This is a genomic window from Okeania sp. SIO3B5 (assembly GCF_010692555.1).
Lineage (GTDB): Bacteria > Cyanobacteriota > Cyanobacteriia > Cyanobacteriales > Microcoleaceae > Okeania.
The window spans coordinates 1-19,417 of record NZ_JAAHHG010000158.1 but is presented as its reverse complement, the minus strand read 5'-3'; the positions used below and the strand labels follow the sequence as shown (position 1 = coordinate 19,417).

Below are 19,417 nucleotides of genomic sequence, written 5' to 3'. Positions count from 1 at the left end.
GATTTTTCGGGGTGGAGGTAGGGAAAAGCTCCCAAAGAATCTAGGTCTGATCAACGGAATTTCTGAAAAATCCATTTTTTCACCAAAATTATTGATCGATAAATTTGGGGAAAATCCAATGGTATTGGGTGGAAAATTCTCCCCTGCTCCCTGCTCCCCTGCTCCCCCTCTGTCTTAAGCAAGAATGAAACAGCCCTCCCTCCTGGGAGGGGGAGGGGCGAGGGGTGGGTTCCCTACTCCCTACTCCCTACTTCCTCTTTTCTGGAGATGTCTATTAGAAAGTAATCAAATATATAATCTAATTATGAAAAATGAACTGATTAATCTAATTTGTGAAATTCAATTAGATCCTGGTGAAAAATTAATTCTACCAGAATCATTATTAGAAGCTGTAGGAGCCGGACGTTGGCGAATAATAATTCAGTCAATTAAAGCAGAAACCGAAGAAATTATTACTCGCAACCATGAAGCATTCCTAAAAAGTTATTCTCCAGAAGATGAGGGTCTTTATGACAACTATCCAAGCAGGTGAATTTTGGGTAGCAAATATCCTTTTTACAAGCGGCAGTTCTTCTAAGAAGCGACCTATACTTGTATTGTGGTTAGATGGAGATGATGTTGTGGCAGCAGCAGTAACTTCAGCTAAACCACGAACCTCTACTGATGTAGAATTGAATGATTGGGTAACAAGTGGTTTACGTGTAGCTTCAACTGTACGTCTTTCTCGATTAGATTGCTTGGAAAAATCCTTGTTAATATATTGTCTTGGGAAAGTTTCTGAGGGAGATGGGGAACGATTAAAACAAGTATGGAATACCTATATCAAACTAAGATTTTGAGTTAATTTAATAATATTATACTCGAACTTAGTTACTGGAGTTTAGGGAACAGAAAATAAGGAAAAGAAATGAATATTCGTGAGGCAGGAAAAAAATTTCCCACCCTACTTTTGACATTAATCTCCCAAACAAATACCCATACTTCGAGCAGTTTTGACTAAAGTATCATGAGGATCTACCGCTCTGTACTTAGAGATTGCATCTACAATTGGCACAGCGATCGCCTGTCGATTTTGCCAAGTTACCATGTGGTCGTATTTTTCTTCAGCAATGAGGTCAACTGCTGCCACTCCAAAAGCTGAAGCAATTAAGCGATCGGTCGGAGAAGGAATACCACCACGTTGAATATGACCTAAGACAGTGACGCGAATTTCCGCACTACTACAAGTAGAAATTTTCTCAGCTAAATATTGCCCAATACCACCAAACCGAGATGGACCCAAAGAATCATTAGTTGTGACAGCTTCTCCTGTTTCAGTACGCACTGCTTCTGCGACAATTACCAAAGAATAATTTTTGCCTAAATCTTGGCGTTTGCGGATGTAGTCACATATTCGTTCTATTTTGTAAGGAATTTCGGGAATCAAAATCACATCTGCACCACCCGCAATACCAGCATTGAGAGCAATATGTCCCGCATCTCGCCCCATTACTTCCAAAATCATAACTCGACTATGACTGGCAGCAGTAAAATGTAATCGGTCTAGTGCTTCTGTGGCAATTTTTACAGCAGTATTAAAACCGATAGATAATTCAGTACAACTGACATCATTATCAATAGTTTTGGGAATACCCACTAGATTCAAGTTTCCCTGTTGGGCAAGTTGACGAAGAATAGCTAGACTGCCATCACCACCAATACCAATTAAAGCATTAAGCTCTAATAAACGATACCCTTCAATAATTTCCTCAGAGCGATCGCACACAGTTTCATCTGGCATCGGAAATGCAAATGGATTACCCTTATTAGTAGTTCCTAAAATTGTACCACCCGCTGTTAGTAAGGGGTCAATTTTTTCAATTTCAAGTTTAATTGCTTTTGGCGGACGTTCCATCAATCCCAGGGTAGCTTGTTGAATGCCAAAAACTTCCCAATTATAAGTTCCAATTGCGCGATATACCACCGCTCGAATTGCTGGATTTAACCCTGCACAATCTCCGCCACTGGTAAGGATGCCAATACGTTTGTGTTCTACCATAATTATGATTTATTCTACAATAAAGAACATAAATTTTTAACAATTTCTACTCGGAAGTTGAAGCTGTCTATTGGATTTTACCAGTCAATCGTCAGTATCTGGACTTTGACATATTCCCGACGCTTTATTATTAGCGCGTCAAGCTTGAAATAGTGTTTTAGGAAAATTCTCCAAACCTTAGTCATAGCAAGAATTATACTCAAAAATTTAATACACCATATTTCATATAGAATCCGGTTATATAGTATATGTTGATAATTCTATAATTACTTCAAGATTTAATCTCCCCCACTCCCCCACTCCCAACTATACAATAACTATTCAACCGGATTCTATTTCAAGCTTGACGCGCTACTACTTTATTTCTTACCTCCTCCTTCCTCCTTCTAAAATGTAATATTCAACTAGAGATAAAATAAGCGATCGCGACAAATTTTGATATTATTTAGATATCTCAAATAATTACTCAAAAATTCAAAAAATGGAAAAACCTGCAGACAATCAATATCCAATTAATGAGTTACTAAAACAACGTTGGAGTTCTCTAGCTTTTGCTGACAAAATGGTTTCCTCAGAAGTATTACTTTCACTTCTAGAAGCAGCAAGATGGTCTCCTTCTTGTTTCAATGAACAACCTTGGAGTTTCATAGTTGCTACTAAGGAAAATCCTACTGAATACGACCGCCTTCTCAGTTGTATAGTAGAAGGAAATCAACCTTGGGCAGGTCTTGCTCCTGTATTAATGTTATCTGTTGCTCAACTTTCTTTTGACAAAAATAATAAACCAAATAGACACGCTTTTCACGATGTAGGTTTAGCAGTTGCTAGCTTAACTTTTCAAGCAACAGAAATGGGTTTGAGAGTTCATCAAATGGGAGGTTTTCATCTTGATAAAGCACGGGAATTATATAAAATTTCAGCAGAATATGAACCAGTAGCAGCTATAGCTATTGGTTATCCAGGAGAACCGGATATTTTGCCTGAGTCTTTACGAGAGAGAGAACTTTCTCCCCGCAGTCGTAAACCTATGAGTTCTTTTGTGTTTACTGGAGAATTTGGTCAGACTGCTTCATTTATTTAGTTTTTAGGCGTTGGTGAATTAGTGTATGATACTAATGTTAATTATTTAGGAGTCAGGAGTCAGGAGGAAAGAAAGAAGAAGAAAGAATAGTAGAGGGAGAAAGTTTTTTGTTTGCGCTCTTATCCGAACAATAAATCATACCTCAAATCACCAACGCCAGTTTTTAAAGAAGCGAATTGAATATGTGTCAGTCCCGTAGGTTGGGTTGACACAGTAAACCCAACAATAATAACGCCCTGACTCTTGACTCCTCATCTAACCAAAGGACTTTTTCAGCAAACCCTAATTATACCAAATATAAAAATACTATAAAAAATTTATAATTAGCTGGGAATATAATTTATGAATTGTAGTTGTTTAATCTATATATTATATTAGGAGAAAAAAAAATGAAAAAGTTTTTTAGCTGTGTAGTAGTAACTATATTATTTTTGTTAAGTAGTTGGGTATGGGTATCTCCCGCCTCTGCAGACATATCTGGCTATAGAAGTAAAGTGGAGAAAGAAGTAGAAGTCGAATATAGTGAAATTTTTAGTAAATTTTATATGTCAATACCTGAATATTTAGAAGACAAGATCAAGAGTATGTGTGAAATAGAAGGAGGCAATTATCAAAGACAAAGGTATTCACAAAAAACTGAAAAAATTGAGGGAGTGTGTGAATTTTAATATTAGTATTACCTACTCACCTTCTGGTTATTTTATCATCGTCCCCCCATGTGCTGTAATGAATACATGGGAATCTTTTGAGGCAAACCAACTTCTCAATGGGTGTACCTAGTACGTTTCCTGGTGAGTCTTTAAGTTCAAGTTGAGTTGTCCATGAACCCCTTCTCTACTGTGTGGTTTGGTGGCTTTATTACCCTTAGTAATTTTTTCCAAAAAGCAGCTCCCCCAATTACGGCGGGGAGTTGTCTTTTTCTTTTTCGGGGTGTACCGCTTACAAAATTCCCGATACCGTTTGGCACATTCTTCTAACGTTGTGCCCAATTCCAGAAAAGCAGGATGCCATTCCGTCAAACCATCATCAGTTAATTGTGCGTAGCTACCATAATTGCTAAAAGCATAAGTAAACCCCAGACGTAACCCTGCTGCTTTGGGATTGGCATGGATATAGCGTAGAGTTTTGAGAATCCGCTCCGAGTCACTGTTGGGAATGGTCTCACTTTATTTCAGTTATCAGTTATCAGTTATCAGTTATCAGTTATTTTTTTTGCCTTGGCAATAACCTCTAATAATAGTTCTCGCGTCGCACGTTTAGCCAAGTTAAATTCTTTGTTATTGCAGCGCACCGTAATGTGGAAGGTGCAATTTGAGGGTAGGTTTCTAGGTTGACGAGGCATAAGTCATTTCAGTTATCAGTTATCAGTTATCAGTACCTCCTAATAGGAAAGGGGGGACTTGATACCTTATTTAGGGTTTGCTGAATAAAGTCTTTTGTTAGGGGTAGGAGACAGGAGACAGGAGACAGGAGAAATGGGAATGAGTGAGGAGGTAGGAGGTAAGTTTTGTCCCTCAATTTTTCTGTCCTTAGTTTGCCTCTTATACTAACTTTTTGAGGGTTTTAGACTAAAACCAACGCACTTTTGGGGAATAAAAGAAGGCTCACACCTTTACTTGTCAATAGTTTGATAATTAGGGCTTGCGCTCATAAAGCTAAAAGTCAGCATAGCTAAGGTTCAGGAGTTTTTTCTATTCAGTTTATCTCCAAGTTTATGGCTCTTATTGGCATCAATTTACTGAAATTTTCTGCTGAAATTCAAGAAAATTTCTTCATATAAAATGGCCGAAACCGTTGCCTGTTCCACCTATCTCCGCGTCTGGTGCGTCTGGTGCGTCCCCGTGTCCTACCCCCACCAACCAATTTTTTCAGCAAACCCTAATTAATCAGCAAGCCCTATTTAGTTTTTCAAGAAGCAAATTGAGTATGTTTCAGTCCCGTAGGTTAGCTTAACGTAGGAAACCCAACAATAATAGCGCCCGTGTTGGGTTTTGTTCCTCCACCTAACCTACAAGCTATAGGTTAGGACACTACTAATACTAAATCCTGTTTTGAAAGTAAGGTTTATCGTGAGGTAAGGCAGAAGGCAGAGGGCAGAAGGCAGAAGGGTTAGAAAGGAATTTGAAAAACGTGGTTTTGAAAACCGGATTTGGTATAAACCCTGTTTGTGGAGCATTTCCTTAGGAAGAACTTAGTCATAAATGACTTTTGGCTTTTTAATTTTAACTTGTGCGTAGCGCTATCTTAGCCTAAACTCAAAAGTTCAGTAAAATAACGGATACATGATTAAAATGCAATTACCTATACTTATGTTATAGATATTTATTTATACTCACGAAAAATGAAAAAGTTTCTTGGCTATATGACTATTGTGACTCTGTTGTTTGCCTTGAGTATTATAGAAAATATGTATTTAAGTAATAGAGAAAGAAGTGGAGTAGAATATTTGGTACATAGTATGGAAAATTTGGAAGAAAAGTGTAAGGAAAATGGAGATAAGATCAAAGTAGGAAAAAGAACAGATTTAATTAGGGGAAAATACAGTTTCAAGAGTTATGTAGTTTGTGAGTGAGTTGTTGTGGTGTGGCGAACGCTTAATTAAATCTTTTTTCCTATATAGAAAACATAGCCATAAAAATCTTTATATTTATAATACAATTCAGCTTCATGCCGTTGATTTTCTACGAGTTCTTCAGCACTTTTATTACCTAAATATTTTCGCAAAAATTTTTCCTGTGCAGAAACTTGCGGAGCATAAAAATGTTCAGTCCAACAATTTTCAGGCAACACAAAAGTAGCAATTGGAATATATCCAGCTTTTTCCATTTGTGCCACTTTATTTGAAATAGTATCTATTTCCGGATATTCATTATTCCAAAACTCATCAATTTCCACAGGCCGCTTTTCAGTGAACCACGATGCCTCTGAAACAGCAAGGAAAGCTCCTTTCTTCAAAAACTTATACCATTCATTTATACCTCGTTCAAATCCAATATTGTAGATTGCTCCTTCTGACCAAATTAAGTCTAATTCTTCATTCTGAAAAGGAAGGTTATCCATTGAACAAACAATGCCATTTACTCTATTTTGAAGATTCAGTTTCTGACTATTAATATTGAATAAATCTATAAAAATGGAAGACAGGTCAATACCTGTAATATGTCCTGATGTATGATTAGCTATTACCATTGTCTGACCACCAGTTCCACAACCTATATCAGCAATTTTTGATTCATTTGTCAGATTATCAATAAAGCTCAAAGCTTTAATAGTTATTTCCGGACTCCCTGGTCCTTGTCGTTCTATAGTCGAATAATATTCGTAGATTAATTTTAAATCAAACTGATGAATGGATTTATTTTCATCACTCATATTTTTTCTATTTTATCTAAAAGTTTTGTCTTTTTCAGGTATCAGAAAAGTTCATCTAATATCATGTCCGTTGGTATCGTTTGTGTAAAAGTTAGCGTGGATATCTACAGGAAATTTAAGTGTTTTTCTTGTCTGTTGCCTGTTGCCTGTTGCCTGTTGCCTATTTACGATACAAGACCGATGCTACCGGACATGATATAATATCATGTCTCTTTATACCAAATTGAAATGAAGCTGCATAGAATAATATTTCAAGCATAATTGACCGTAGGTAATTTCAGTTATCAGTTATCAGTTATCAGTACCTCTGCAATAAGGAGGCTTGACATAAGGAATATGCTCTTTTTTGATCCCCTTATAAAGGGGAGGATTTAGACCACATTTTTTCGGTAAGCGTAGATAAAGATAGATAGATTTAATGAATTTCATCATTCTATACAACCTCATATAAAACTGGTATTAAATACCCACAAATAACATTGATTAGGGAATTATATAGCGTTTCTCAATTTAGTGAGGTACAGTTATCTTTTTGTCTTTTTATTCCCTGTTCCCTGTTCCCTTTTCCCTCAAACCTAAAATTTTGTACCTCACGCTTTTTGGGAATTACTATATCAAGTTGCACTGATTAACCACAACATAATAAAGATGGCATACTCCTCAAGATTCATCTTAAGATGACTTAAACTATTAGCCAAGGATTGAAGTCCTTGGCGAGCTTTTATCTACAACTAAAAACAATAGCTGATAGCTGATAGATGACCGCTGAATGCTTAAGTTAATTTAATCATTAACATGAAGAGTAATTTTGCTATCTTGAAGTTTCTCTGATACCCAGCGCTCAAATAATTCATTTTCCAATTTTTTCTTAATTTCAGGATTATCTAAAGAAGCACCTTGTAACTGCTCTAACCTAAATAAACTCCAAAACTTATTAGTCTGAAATGGTCCTAAAATATCTCCAGGATTAGCAGTATTAACACTGTTTCTCAAATATTCTGGCAAACTACTTAAACTAACAGCACCCATAATACCATTAAAATTTTTATCATTTGTCACTGAATATTCCTTGGCTAAATCTTCAAACTTACCCCCTTCTTCCACAATTTTTCGACGCAAAGCATCTGCTAATTCTTGATCTTCCACTACAATTCTAGATAAAATTACATAATCAAGACCTGCTTTCCGTTCATTAAAATATGCTTCTATTTTTTCTACAGTAATAGAATCTTTTAATTGCTTGAGTCTAAAAGAATTTGCTATTTGTGATTCTAAAGCATTATAGTTGATTTTATTTTGTTGTAACCATTCTTGAAATTTTTGTTGGTCTTCCAGCTTTCTTTGCAATCTAAAATCAATCATAGCCTGTTGAATAACTGCTGGATTAACATTTATATCTTCCCTAGATTGCAACTCTTTTTCTATCACATATTGACGTACAATTTCTGTGACAAAAGATTGTAATTTCCCAGATGCTTGTAAATATCTTAAACCTTGCCCCCAAGATAATTGTTCTTCACCTATAGTTAATAGTGGTTTAGATTCCATTTTTAATATTCCATTCTTTAGCTAATCTTGTTCCAGATTTTAGTCTATCTCAACCGAATCATTTTTTTGATCTGCCTTTACTAAATCTTTACTGAATTTTCTTGAAGAAGAAAGAAGAAAGAAGGAAGCAGCGAAGGACTGAAAAAGCGGATGGGGATAGTCAACGACCGACCACTTCATGTCTACAAACCCCAAGCAATTGTCAACACCTTGTAGACGGAAGAGTATTATACCATTTATCAAAAACTTTGTCTACACTTTCTTAAGTAGGGGAGTCAGGGAGTGGGGGAGTAGGGGAGAAACAAACATCAGAATAATTAGCATTAATACCAAGCGTGAAAAAAGAATGCTATATTTAAGTGACATTTCAATTATTAAGTAATTAACAAAGACTGAATAATTTTTTTGATAATTAGCACGCCAGTTATTGTTAATTATTCTTATTTTTACCTCTCCCTGTACGGACGTTGCATGCAACGTCCCTAACCACTCCCCTACTCCCCCACAATGCGAAAATGTAGCAAATATTTATCAAACTGGTATAACTGGCTAATTATTAGGAAATAAGTTATTAAACCTGTGTTAATTACCTGATAACTGAAGTTTCAGCAAAGTATAGTATTAATCCCACATTCCGCACTTCAATTTGTAACATGAAAATTAGTATAAAATTCGTAGCAAACTTTAAGTATTTATACTATATGAATTATCTTCATTTACCTCAATCGAAAGTCAAATTCTCAGTTAAATATTAAGCACAAATACTTACTGAATCCTTGACTCCCATTGACCACTATAATTTACTTCTTATTTCTTACTTCTTATTTCTTACTTTTGACTTTTGACTTTTGACTTTTGACTTATATTTTTATGCTACATTTTGTGGTGCGGAATGTGGGTTAATGCATGGGAATTGGTATTAAACCAAAAATCAAAAGATAATACGTTTTAGGGACTTCCAAATAAAAAATTATCCCATTAGCTATGAAAGTAAGGGAGTAGGGAGTAGGGAAGAAATTGAAAAAGTAAGAAAGTAGAGAGTAGCTAGTTAACGATCTAAGTACAAAAATTGGGATAATTTATTTTCTGCTATTCCCTTAGTTAAATTACCAAAGTTAGAGCGTAGTACCAAACTATCGCTAATAAAATTGCAGCGATCGCCCCGATTAAAGTATTGATAATATTCACTATTTCATTTGTTAACCATTCAAACTGAGATTGTACAGTTGCCCCAATCACACTTTCTAAATTAGTAGCAATAAAAGCTGCTAATACACAAAAAGCTATTCCTGTCAAGTCAATTAAACCTACAAACCAACCAAGGAGAGCGATCGCCACGGAAGCTACAATACCAGCTAAAGTCCCCTCTAAACTCACAGCACCCTCAGTACCTCGTGGCACTGGTTGTAAAGTTGTAATTAAAAAAGTTCGTTTACCATAAGCCTTTCCTACTTCACTAGCACAAGTATCAGAAAGCTTCGTGCTAAAACTTGCCACATAACCCAACATTAGTAGAAATGGTAAATTTTCTATGGGAGGATTATTCGGGTATAACAGACCAATAACCCAAACTCCCACAGCACAGATAGCAGCAGTCAGAGCTGAACCCCAAACATTTTCTGGCCCTCTAGCTCCTTCTCGCTTTTCTGCAATTCCGGCTGCCTGTTTTTGGGCCATTCCAATGCGAGTAACACCAGACCCTACTAAAAAATAAAAGGCCACCACTAGATATCCAGGCCAACCCAAACTACCCCAAATGATTACTCCTAATATCCAAGCATGAAGTATTCCTGCTGGGGTTAACAATTTTTTAGGGGCAAAATAAACGAGACTGAGTAAGATAGTATTTAAGCTGATAGCTATTAGCCAGGGATTTATAGAATTAATTGCAGAAAACATATAGCAATATGATTTAAGTTATGAGATATTGGAAACTTTTAGGGAACACCGTATCTGGGAACAGGGAGCAGAGAAGAAGAAAAAACGTATCAGATAAATATGATAACTGCTATATTCTATCCTTTCAAGAAACAGTCCAATTATCACAACTGATTTCTGATTATTATACTACCTACTCATTAGAAACATCTGTTGCAATTTTAACTTCAAGAAAGGAAGAAGAGTAAGGATAAACAATTAATTATTAATTATTAATTATTAATTATTAATTATTAATTATTAATTATTAATTATTAATTATTAATTATTAATTATTACCTATTCTTGAAAACAAGATGATTTACGATTAAGGATTTTTTTTCTTTTTTTATCCTTTAAATGACAGGCTTTCAAACTTAATTATTCGTTCAATAATGGATAATTGATAATTACCTCTCCCTAAAAGGAAGAGGATTGAATAAAAGGAGAAAATTTATTTTTTTCCCTTGAAAGGGGAGGCTTTAAACCCGAACTATTGAACTATTGAATTATTGAATTATTGAATTATTAATTATTCGGTAAAAGATACCCAACTTCTTGAGGAAACTCAAATCCATAAAAGAATGCTTCTTCTTTCTTTTTGTTTAAAGTTTAAATTTTATCGGATGTTTTTAGTCAAAAATATATTTGTCTATTACTAGGAATTAACCATGAAACAAGTTATTTTTCACTTAGCTTTTCCCGTTAATGATATTGCTCAAACAAAAGATTTTTATGCCAATGGTTTGGGTTGTGAAGTCGGTCGAGAATCTCCAAATTCTGTGATTTTAAATCTTTACGGTAATCAAATAGTTGCTCATGTTGCTAAAGAAGCTTTAGAACCCCAAAAAGGAATTTATCCGAGACATTTTGGTTTAGTTTTTACCCTAGAAAGTGACTGGGAAGCTTTATTAGAACGTGCCGAAAAAAATAATTTGAAATTTTATCAGCAACCTAAGCGGAGGTTTACAAATTCTCCTTTGGAACATCGTACTTTTTTCTTGGAAGACCCGTTTCATAATTTACTAGAATTCAAATATTATTGTCATTCAGAAGCAATTTTTGGCTGCAATGAACATCAAAAAGTTGGTGATGTTGTAGCAGTTTAAATTAGTCATAGGATTTTGGGCATTTCGAGGGTTAGAAAATCAAGGGAAGATTCTTCTGACTACCTCTTCTCGGAATCTCATTCCTCCTGGATTCTGGATTCTGTTTGCGTTTGCGTAGCATCCCGTAGGGAAGCATGACAAACGGAAATTCTGGCTCCTCCTCTGAAAAAAAAGACTTTTTCAGCAAGCCCTAATTATTCATTACTAATTGTTGATAGCTGACTACTAATAGCTGAATGCTTACGACTTATCTAATACTAATTTGATAAGTAATTGCTACATTTTATTGAGCGGGGGACTCAACCCTAACCCCTCTCAACTGATAACTGATAACTGAAATGACCTTCCCCAAAATTAATTGCTGAAGTTCGTAGTTCCGACCTTATGAGACTAGCTAATAGCTGATGGGTGAATACTTACCTTTTAATCCCACTTATTATTCAAACAAATTCTTTTTAAAATATTGATATAAGTAGTTTTTTACTGATATTTTTATTGTGATGAGAACTTTGCTAAAAAAAGCTTTAACTCATATATGATTTTTGATGTTTAGACAGGGAAATATTTTTCCCACTGTTGCTTGTTCCCTGTTGCCTGTTCTCTGCTTATAATTAGGGTTTGCTGATTAAATCTAAAAGCATTGACTGATAAAGCTTTTAGCCTTTTTGAGTCTTGAAAAAGTACCAGGTTTTTAGCTTTTGATGCTCAAAAAGGAGCGGATTTTGGGGTGAGGGGGCAGAAAAATCACTCTTGCTACTATGAACGACCAACTTTTCTATATAGCAATGTGCGCTGGCATATTTACACATTATTTTTTGTACACCTTTTCTAGAATGCACTTTGAACTGGGCCTTGTAAATACCTGAGCGCTCATTGCTATAACTCCCAGTTCCTCCTGACTCTTAACTATTCCCTATTCCCTATTCCCTATTCCCTACCTCAGCAAAAAGACTTTATTCAGCAAACCCTAATTAATTGTCTGGAGAATCCTCAATGACAAAAATAACTTTCAATCATGTCATCCCTCAATTTAGAATTTTTGATGTCGATAAAGCTAAAGAATTTTACCTAAAATTTCTAGGCTTTGAACTCAAGTGGGAATATCGCTCCGATGAAGCAAGTCCAGTATATATGGAAGTCTCAAAAGCAGATTTTTCAATACATCTTACAGAGAATCATGGTGATTGTTGTCCAGGTTCATCAGTCTTTATGTGACGTTCTCCTAAATCAAATCAAAGATTATGATGTAGGCTTCCCAACCTCACAGATAGGGCTTTCTGTTTCACAGGGAGTGCAACCACTTAACCCTCTACAGACAGATACGATGAGACCCACCGCCTTTTTGTACTAAACAATTCTGCACTCCAGAAAGTCCCCTTAAGAGTTTTACCTTTTCACGGCTTAAGGGCGAACTTCACCAATTGAACTCCATACTCGCTATTTGTTTTCATAGTTTTCTCAGGTGCGTACTACCGCTACTCCTGAGATATTCACAATAACACAAAAAAAGCAGACAATGCAAGCTCTAATTTGTATAACGGGAGACCCCTTGCCGACATCAAAGTTGGATGAATGGAATAGACAATTACTATCAAGAAATTTCTTGCCGTGATTATCCCTTTATGAACCCTCAAATAGAAGATGCTTCCTGGGGCGCTAGATTAATGATTGTCATCGATCCATTTGGGAATAAAATAATGTTTAATGAATCAACTGATAGATAATATTTTTGTTGATTTAGGCAATTACTTTACATTGTTTATAGCTCTGAAAAAATGAAAAAAATTTATAGTAGACAAATGAATAAAAATTCTCACTAATCAACTTAAATAAACTCAAAATTGTGCTGGTAGCTACTCAAATTTTTGAGTTATCAACTATCAGTTGAAATAATAGACATCTCCAAAAAATAAACTTGTCCTTTATTTAGCAGAAATTAGAGTTGTAAAAGTTTATATTTGTCCTCTGATTGTATTAGAATGTGTTTCTGGAAATGGTACTGAAGAAAGAGACAAAACTCCACCAGTAATATCGGATTTTCAAGAGCAGAGAAAACCAGGTAAGTTTTGGGTTTATGAACGAGGGATTAAAATTCCGTTTTACGGCATTTATGAAGTTAAAAAAGCTGCTGTATAATTATATAGTTTTGCCTCTAATGATTATGAATTTGTAGAGGCAAATCAAAGGGATCATTTTCCTATTCCACAGTTAGGTATTGAATTAGGAATTTGACATGGGAGACATAATAATATGAAACTACCTTGGTTGCATTGGTGGGATAATCAAGGTAATTTATTATTGACTTGTGAAGAATGTGCGGAACAAGAAAGTCAACGTGCGGAACAAGAATATTAACGTGCTGAAAGATTAGCAGAAAAATTACGTCAAATGGGAATAAATCTAGACCAAAAATAAAAGTAAGAAATATACAAATTATTTGGAGCGATCGCTTATATTCGCTCTAGAAAATACTGAATAGGTAAATACATCTTTTCAGCAATTGCCTGATGCTGAAATTAACCGTTCAAATTAATGATTTGCTTTGGTTTTGGAGCTGCTTTTAATTCCTCAACAATTACTTTTAAAACTTTTTCATCTGACACCATCCAAGCATGAAGTAAAACATCTATTTTAATATCTCTACCCACTGGTATTTGAGAACTTCTAGCAGGCAAAATCATCGCATCATAAGGAGTCCAAATAGAAGTAAAATTTATCTTTTCTAATAAAGCAATATCCTGGTTTAAATCTTCCAGAAAATCACTTTTCGGACGCATCTGTTTGGGTGCTGCTAAATTTAAAGCGTAAGCTGTTAATGTGCCGTTGTGAGGAGAAGAAATAGTAATGAAACGTTCTACTCTTTCTATACCGCCTAATTTTTGAACATAGTAACGACTGACTATTCCTCCCATACTAAAGCCTATTAGATCTAAGGCTTGATTAGGTGGAAATGTTTTGCTTATATAATCATCTACTTGTTTAGCTAGTTTATCTAACCCTACAGTACCGTAATTAGGAACTAAGTTCAGAGAATAGACATCCCAACCTAAGTTCTTTAGGTATTTAGACATTCGATCAAATATTCTAATAGTGTCAAAAATTCCGTGGATTAGTAATACCGGATTAGGTTGATTTAAACTGTTCATATTCCTGATTTATTGTGCTTCTCTTCATTCTAAATTTTAGAGTGTAGCGATCGTTCTTCTTTGATTGAGTAGGACAATCTTTTTGCTGGTATAGCAGAAGGAAGAAAAATATTGTTTTGTCTGAGTTTTAAGCTTTTGATCTGCCCTAACCTTTCCTTCGACTGCTATAGCACTACAAGAATTGGTTAAGACATTTTTCAATCCTGAAAACCTTCTACACTTGCTATTCCCTGTTCCCTGTTCCCTGTTCCCTGTTCCCTGTTCCCTAATTATGAGATATGTGTAAACAATTACAAATTTTTTGGCTTCTGATTTTCTCCAATTGCCAATTTTATGATGCAACTCTTCTAGTTAATGTAAAGTTTTATTAAGAAATATAGACAAAATTTACGCTAGCTTTTAACTTAAACATAATCAATAATTTAACTGTAAATATTGTTTATAGAAAATCATTTAGGAGATAAAAATAATGTTAGCTTTTATCGGAGGATTGTTCGCCGGGGTATTTGGTATCCTGGGAAATCTGCGGGGAAAGAAGTCTGATTATTTATTAGAATTTGACGATGCTAAGAGCACTAATGAACCCAAGCAAGAATCTACTCAAGCAAGTGTAGCAGCACCAGAACCTACTACAAAAAAAGAAACTAAACCTGCTAGTCCTGAAACTCCGAAATCTGAAACTCCAAAAATTGCTAAAGCCAAACTTTCTGAGGCTAAAAAAATTGCTAAAAAAGCTGAAGCTGAAAATAGCACTCCTGTAGTCGCAACACCACAACCTCCTGTAACTAATGTTAAAGTTTCCCAGGAAGCAGAAGAGTTAGTATTATTTGCTCCTAACTTTTTAATGCCAAAACCTACAGCAAAACGTCGTCGTCCTGGTCCTAGCATGGGTATGTTTCGTGGTATGGCTAAGGATTTGAATCTGCCAAGATAGTATTCTTTGACATCCTCCCGACGCTGCTCTACGAGACAGCGCGGGATTCCCTAGCATCACTGTTAGAGACTTTCTGTTTCTTAGCACCAGCATAAGCGAGCTTTACTCCCTTCAGGTCTTACAGTCGCTCCACAGACTGACACTGCTCCTCCCGCAGCCAAAATATTGATACTTGCGTTTATGTCCCGGTCATGGTGAGTACCACACTCAGGGCAATCCCACTCTCTGATACTTAGAGGTAGTTTTTCTACTATGTAACCACAATTAGAACAGCGCTTTGTACTAGGAAAGTATCTATCAATCTTGATTAATTCCCGTCCATACCAATCAGCTTTGTAATCTAATTGCCTGACTAATTCTCCCCAGTTTGCATCTGATATAGCTCTAGCTAATTTGTGGTTTTTGACCATGTTCTTAACTGCCAAATCCTCAACTACTATCGTTTGGTTTTCTCTAATTAGGGTTTGCTGATTAAATCTAAAAGCATTGACATATAAAGCTTGAGCGCATTTTTTAGTTGAAAAAAGTCCAAGCTTTTAGGTCATAATGGTTCAAAAAATTAGCATTTTCGGCGAGAGTTGCGCAGCAATTACCCTTGATTATTCTTCCTCCTACCTCCTCTATAATTCCCCTAACTCCTGTCTCCTGTCTCCTGTCTCCTGTCTCCTGTCTCCTACTCTTACCCATAAGACTTTTTCAGCAAGCCCTAATTAGGGTTTGCTGAATAAATCTAAAAGCATTGACATATAAAGGATTTAACCTTTTTTGGGCCTTTAAAAAGTGTCTGGTTTTCAGCTCTTCACGCTCAAAAAGTTAGTATTTTAGGCGCATAGTTGGGCAGAATAATCGGTGGTGGTGCATAGTAATGGTAGAGAGAGTGTGGGGGGATGGGGAGATGGGGGGATGGGGAGATGGGGAGATGGGGAGATTGAGAGATTGAGAGATGGGGAGATTGGGAGATGGGGAGATTGGGGGATTGGGAGTGTGGGAGAAATTAAAAAATATATATCTTCTACCATTACCATGCAGGACTACCGAATAATCTGGGGACAAAACGCCCACTCCTACCTCCTCGCTCCCAAGCCATTTCTCCTGTCTCCTGTCTCCTGTCTCCTACTCCTACGAAAAAAGACTTTTTCAGCAAACCCTAATTAGTTGGATACCTCCACAAATAAAATCTTCCTATACCCTTGACAAGCTAGGAGGTATGCATGTTCTTATCAAGGTCAAAACAGGGGGAGGACATCACCTCACACGAAACAGCGGTCATTTTTTTCATGACTGAAGAATCCCGCGTTGTCGTGCTATGCGCAACGTCGGGAGTATGTCAAGAATACTAAAGTACTATATAAATGAAAAGCTGGGTCCCACATTGTTTCTATTTTACGCGATATATCAATGTGATACTTGAGACGACTTAGTAGTTGAGTGTAATCTCGACTTGTGACTTCTCCAAAAGGAGTAAAATCAGACCAAGTCTTGATATTACCTAGTCTTTGGTCTATCGTATTTACTAACTCATTCCATTTAGTTCTATTAGTAGTTTGTAATTTTGATGGGGATTGCTTTGGAGTGTTAGTAACATGAGCAATTCCTTTTTGATATTGATAATTTTGGTCACAAAATCTAATAATACTACGGCGATTAGGAAGATGTAAATCTAATATATTGGCATAATCTTGAGTCATTTGTTTATGACGGATTTTTTCAGAACGTCGTCTAGGATCATAATCCATAGCATTCATAAAAATAGGTAATAATCCCTCAACTTTATCTACTACTTCTGACCACTGAAAATTTAAACTACCCATTTGATCTTGTTCATTTAGACAAACAATACTTGCTTCAGAAGAAGAAATAGATTGAAAATATTGAATTCTAAATATATTTATCTTCTCAATATCTGATATTTTTGCCCAAAATACAGGAATTCCTGCTTTGAGCATTTCTTCACCATAAACTTTTAATTCCCCAATAGCTCCAAGACGATAAATTCGCCAACCTTTACTTTGTAATTGCATTCTAGCTGTATAAGAGTCAATTTTCATAATCCTAGCTAGATTTTTGGCAGCTTCCTGTTTATTTTCTTTACTAATAGCTTCAATAATAAGTAATCCTGGTTCAGTATTTTTAGGGTCAGATTTAGCAGTGGCGATCGCTTGTTGCTGGCGTTTTTTCTCTATAGTTTCTATTCTTTGTAAACCTTGACGTGCTTGCGCAACTACTTGTGGATTTGTTGCATCTTTCAGCAATTTTCTATAGAATTTTTCTGCTGACTCTAATCTATTTATTTCCTCATACCACCGCCCAATATAAAGTTGTACCCACAGATTTTGAGGATGTTCTTTTTGTAATTTTTTTAGTAATTTGCCTGCTTGTTGATAGTTTTTTTGTTCTAGGAAAGTAGCAACTTCTTTTATTTCTTTCATATATCATAGTCCTATTTAAGCTGCCAGAAAATATCTTGGAAAAAGGCAAGAACAGGGAAATAATTAATAATTAATAATTAATAATTAATAATTAACAATTACCTCTTCTTTTTAAGAAGAGGATTGACGTGGAGCGTGAAAATTTTTTCTTTTCTCTTGGTCGATGGTCGGCCAGCGAGGAGACCTCACCATCTTATATCATGTCCGGTTGAATACTTACACTTTGGAGGTCCGAAGGCAGGAGGCAACCCACCCCTAACCCCTCCCAGGAGGGGGAGGCAGAAGGGAAGAAAAGGCGCTCATGAGAAAAAGTTTTTTATCACTGATTATCCGGACATGATCTTACTCTACGGGAAGCTCCGAATATCGACCGCTTTTCTCCTTTCAAGGAGATGCTTTAAACCTTAATCATTCAGTAAATAATTTCAAGCTTCCTATTTATCAAAAGGTACTTTTTCCAAATCTATTCTAATTTTTTTACTTTCTACTTTGCTTTCTTAATCAAGATACTATCATTGCCATTCTGACATAGGCAATAGTCACAATTAAACATCTATAGAAAATATACTTCCTGCTTTTTCTTCTGAAAAGCTTTATCTGTAAGCTTTTTAAGGTTTAATAATTGCTGAAAAAATATATGTATAAATTAAACTTATAAAAGATTGTTAAATATATTTGGAATTTAAACTAAATTTTCCCAAAAAAGTTTAAATGAGCTATTTAGGGGAAAAATGGGGGGAATTTGGCTGCGATCACGTCTACTTTGGCCATTTATTAAAAGTGTTGATATGCAAGAAATACAGGGTGGTTGCTTGTGAAGAAATTTTCGTGTATTTTTAAGGGAAGTAATTCGCTCTGCGTAGGTGCTTACTAAAATGAAAAAGATGATAAGTGAGTGGAAGTGCGATCGCGTAATAGAACCCATTTAACTCACATTCCGCACAAAAAAATCTATAGCAATATGATTTGAGTTGTGATACCAATTTGATAAATGTTTGCCACAAATAGCTAGGGTATTTCTTAGAATCCAGCAATTCTGCAATCCAGAATTCGTATGGGGATAGATTTAATACCATTTTTGATGTTTTAAGTTATTTTTTCGTCAAATAGACTTTATTTGAAAGTTTATTTATGATTCTTATTATTCGTAACATTCTTTTTTCAAAATGGTATGAGATATTGGAAACTTTTAGGGAACACCGGATCTGGGAACAGAGAAGAAGAAAAAACGTACCATATTAATATAATAATTGCTATATTCTATACTTTTAAGGAACACTTCAATTCTCACAATTGATTCCTGATTGCTATAGTATAAAAATATAAGTCAAAAGTAAGAAGTAATACCATTTTCAAAAAAGAATGCTACGAAAAGGTAGATATTGATCGGATATACTTAAAGATAGCTGCTTCAGTTAATTTTAGATAGTTATTTCTATCGTTTTCCCCTTTTTTTCAAAATTCCCCCCTTCTTCCTTCTTCCCTTTTCCTTCTTTCGTAGGGACTTTGTATGGAACATCCCTACCATTTGTAACAAACATTTATCACCCTTGGTATAAGAAGAAAATTATAGTGGTCAATAGGAGTCAACGATTCAGTCAGTATTTAGGGCTTGCTGATTAAATCTAATTGATTTAACGGGAGAGGATGTCAAACTTTTCTTTTCTCTAATACAGCAGCAACTAGAGACAATGCAACTAAAGGAGCAGTAACTGCTCTGAGAATACGTTTACCTAGAGAAACAGCTTGAAAACCTGTAGCGATCGCTGCTTCTACTTCCACATTAGTCCAACCTCCTTCCGGACCTGTCATTATTACTATTGATTCTGGTAGTTGATTATCA

General features: G+C 35.5%; 19 protein-coding genes and 1 pseudogene. 10 read left to right on the top strand and 10 right to left on the bottom strand.

Translation table 11 applies throughout. The features are described 5' to 3' along the window. The first annotated feature begins 304 nt into the window (after positions 1-304). Positions 305-532 carry a hypothetical protein gene (locus tag F6K54_RS20755; protein WP_293081314.1) on the top strand — a complete coding sequence of 76 codons (228 nt, stop codon included), beginning with the start codon at positions 305-307 and terminating at the stop codon, positions 530-532. After that, positions 510-839: a type II toxin-antitoxin system PemK/MazF family toxin gene (locus tag F6K54_RS20750; protein WP_293081311.1), complete on the top strand. Its 330-nt coding sequence runs from the start codon at positions 510-512 to the stop codon at positions 837-839. Before F6K54_RS20755 ends, F6K54_RS20750 begins: the two co-directional genes overlap by 23 nt. 116 nt (positions 840-955) lie before the next feature. Here the strand turns inward: F6K54_RS20750 and F6K54_RS20745 are convergent, their stop codons facing one another. Then, on the bottom strand, positions 956-2,038 hold the full coding sequence (locus F6K54_RS20745; RefSeq protein ID WP_293081308.1) for an ATP-dependent 6-phosphofructokinase: 1,083 nt from the start codon (positions 2,036-2,038) through the stop codon (positions 956-958). Positions 2,039-2,519: 481 nt separating this feature from the next. Here F6K54_RS20745 and F6K54_RS20740 point away from each other — a divergent pair, with 481 nt between their 5' ends. After that, positions 2,520-3,119, top strand: coding sequence for a nitroreductase family protein (locus F6K54_RS20740; RefSeq protein WP_293081305.1), 600 nt, complete (start codon positions 2,520-2,522; stop codon positions 3,117-3,119). A gap of 389 nt (positions 3,120-3,508) precedes the next feature. Then, a complete protein-coding gene (locus tag F6K54_RS20735; protein ID WP_293081302.1) occupies positions 3,509-3,787 on the top strand; it encodes a hypothetical protein in 279 nt (92 codons plus the stop codon). A 524-nt stretch (positions 3,788-4,311) separates the two neighbouring features. On the opposite strand, the gene F6K54_RS20730 is transcribed toward F6K54_RS20735, so the two are convergent. Then, positions 4,312-4,461, bottom strand: a complete 150-nt coding sequence (locus tag F6K54_RS20730; RefSeq protein ID WP_293081299.1) for a hypothetical protein — start codon at positions 4,459-4,461, stop codon at positions 4,312-4,314. A 999-nt stretch (positions 4,462-5,460) separates the two neighbouring features. Here F6K54_RS20730 and F6K54_RS20725 point away from each other — a divergent pair. Beyond that, positions 5,461-5,691, top strand: a complete 231-nt coding sequence (locus F6K54_RS20725; protein WP_293081296.1) for a hypothetical protein — start codon at positions 5,461-5,463, stop codon at positions 5,689-5,691. Between the two features lie 26 nt (positions 5,692-5,717). Here F6K54_RS20725 and F6K54_RS20720 read toward each other — a convergent pair whose 3' ends face one another. The 3 genes from F6K54_RS20720 to F6K54_RS20710 form a co-directional block, all read right to left on the bottom strand. Next, a complete protein-coding gene (locus F6K54_RS20720) occupies positions 5,718-6,491 on the bottom strand; it encodes a class I SAM-dependent methyltransferase (RefSeq protein ID WP_293081293.1) in 774 nt (257 codons plus the stop codon). 783 nt (positions 6,492-7,274) lie between these two features. Continuing rightward, entirely contained in the window at positions 7,275-8,039 is a 765-nt protein-coding gene (locus F6K54_RS20715) for a peptidylprolyl isomerase (RefSeq protein ID WP_293081290.1), read from the bottom strand. A 1,101-nt stretch (positions 8,040-9,140) separates the two neighbouring features. Beyond that, positions 9,141-9,938: a TIGR00297 family protein gene (locus F6K54_RS20710; RefSeq protein WP_293081287.1), complete on the bottom strand. Its 798-nt coding sequence runs from the start codon at positions 9,936-9,938 to the stop codon at positions 9,141-9,143. A gap of 689 nt (positions 9,939-10,627) precedes the next feature. Here F6K54_RS20710 and F6K54_RS20705 point away from each other — a divergent pair. The 3 genes from F6K54_RS20705 (at position 10,628) to F6K54_RS20695 (ending at position 12,789) form a co-directional block, all read left to right on the top strand. Next, entirely contained in the window at positions 10,628-11,065 is a 438-nt protein-coding gene (locus F6K54_RS20705) for a VOC family protein (protein WP_293081284.1), read from the top strand. 993 nt (positions 11,066-12,058) lie between these two features. Continuing rightward, positions 12,059-12,280 carry a glyoxalase superfamily protein gene (locus F6K54_RS20700; RefSeq protein WP_293081281.1) on the top strand — a complete coding sequence of 74 codons (222 nt, stop codon included), beginning with the start codon at positions 12,059-12,061 and terminating at the stop codon, positions 12,278-12,280. A 353-nt stretch (positions 12,281-12,633) separates the two neighbouring features. After that, the gene (locus tag F6K54_RS20695) at positions 12,634-12,789 is read left to right on the top strand and encodes a glyoxalase superfamily protein (RefSeq protein WP_293081278.1); all 156 of its coding nucleotides are present in this window, start codon (positions 12,634-12,636) and stop codon (positions 12,787-12,789) included. 792 nt (positions 12,790-13,581) lie between these two features. Here the strand turns inward: F6K54_RS20695 and F6K54_RS20690 are convergent. Next, complete coding sequence (locus F6K54_RS20690) at positions 13,582-14,211, bottom strand: alpha/beta fold hydrolase (protein WP_293081276.1); 630 nt, start codon at positions 14,209-14,211, stop codon at positions 13,582-13,584. 36 nt (positions 14,212-14,247) lie between these two features. Next, on the bottom strand, positions 14,248-14,553 hold the full coding sequence (locus F6K54_RS20685; RefSeq protein ID WP_293081273.1) for a hypothetical protein: 306 nt from the start codon (positions 14,551-14,553) through the stop codon (positions 14,248-14,250). A 127-nt stretch (positions 14,554-14,680) separates the two neighbouring features. Here F6K54_RS20685 and F6K54_RS20680 point away from each other — a divergent pair, with 127 nt between their 5' ends. Further along, complete coding sequence (locus F6K54_RS20680) at positions 14,681-15,145, top strand: hypothetical protein (protein ID WP_293081270.1); 465 nt, start codon at positions 14,681-14,683, stop codon at positions 15,143-15,145. Between the two features lie 28 nt (positions 15,146-15,173). Here F6K54_RS20680 and F6K54_RS20675 read toward each other — a convergent pair. Further along, positions 15,174-15,606, bottom strand: a pseudogene (locus tag F6K54_RS20675) (RNA-guided endonuclease TnpB family protein); the annotation flags it as partial. A gap of 388 nt (positions 15,607-15,994) precedes the next feature. Here F6K54_RS20675 and F6K54_RS20670 point away from each other — a divergent pair. Further along, complete coding sequence (locus F6K54_RS20670; RefSeq protein ID WP_293081267.1) at positions 15,995-16,300, top strand: hypothetical protein; 306 nt, start codon at positions 15,995-15,997, stop codon at positions 16,298-16,300. A gap of 149 nt (positions 16,301-16,449) precedes the next feature. On the opposite strand, the gene F6K54_RS20665 is transcribed toward F6K54_RS20670, so the two are convergent. Then, positions 16,450-17,574 carry a lipopolysaccharide assembly protein LapB gene (locus F6K54_RS20665; protein WP_293081265.1) on the bottom strand — a complete coding sequence of 375 codons (1,125 nt, stop codon included), beginning with the start codon at positions 17,572-17,574 and terminating at the stop codon, positions 16,450-16,452. Positions 17,575-19,224: 1,650 nt separating this feature from the next. Continuing rightward, positions 19,225-19,417: RsmE family RNA methyltransferase (locus F6K54_RS20660; protein ID WP_293081263.1), on the bottom strand; the 193-nt coding region annotated here is incomplete at its 5' end.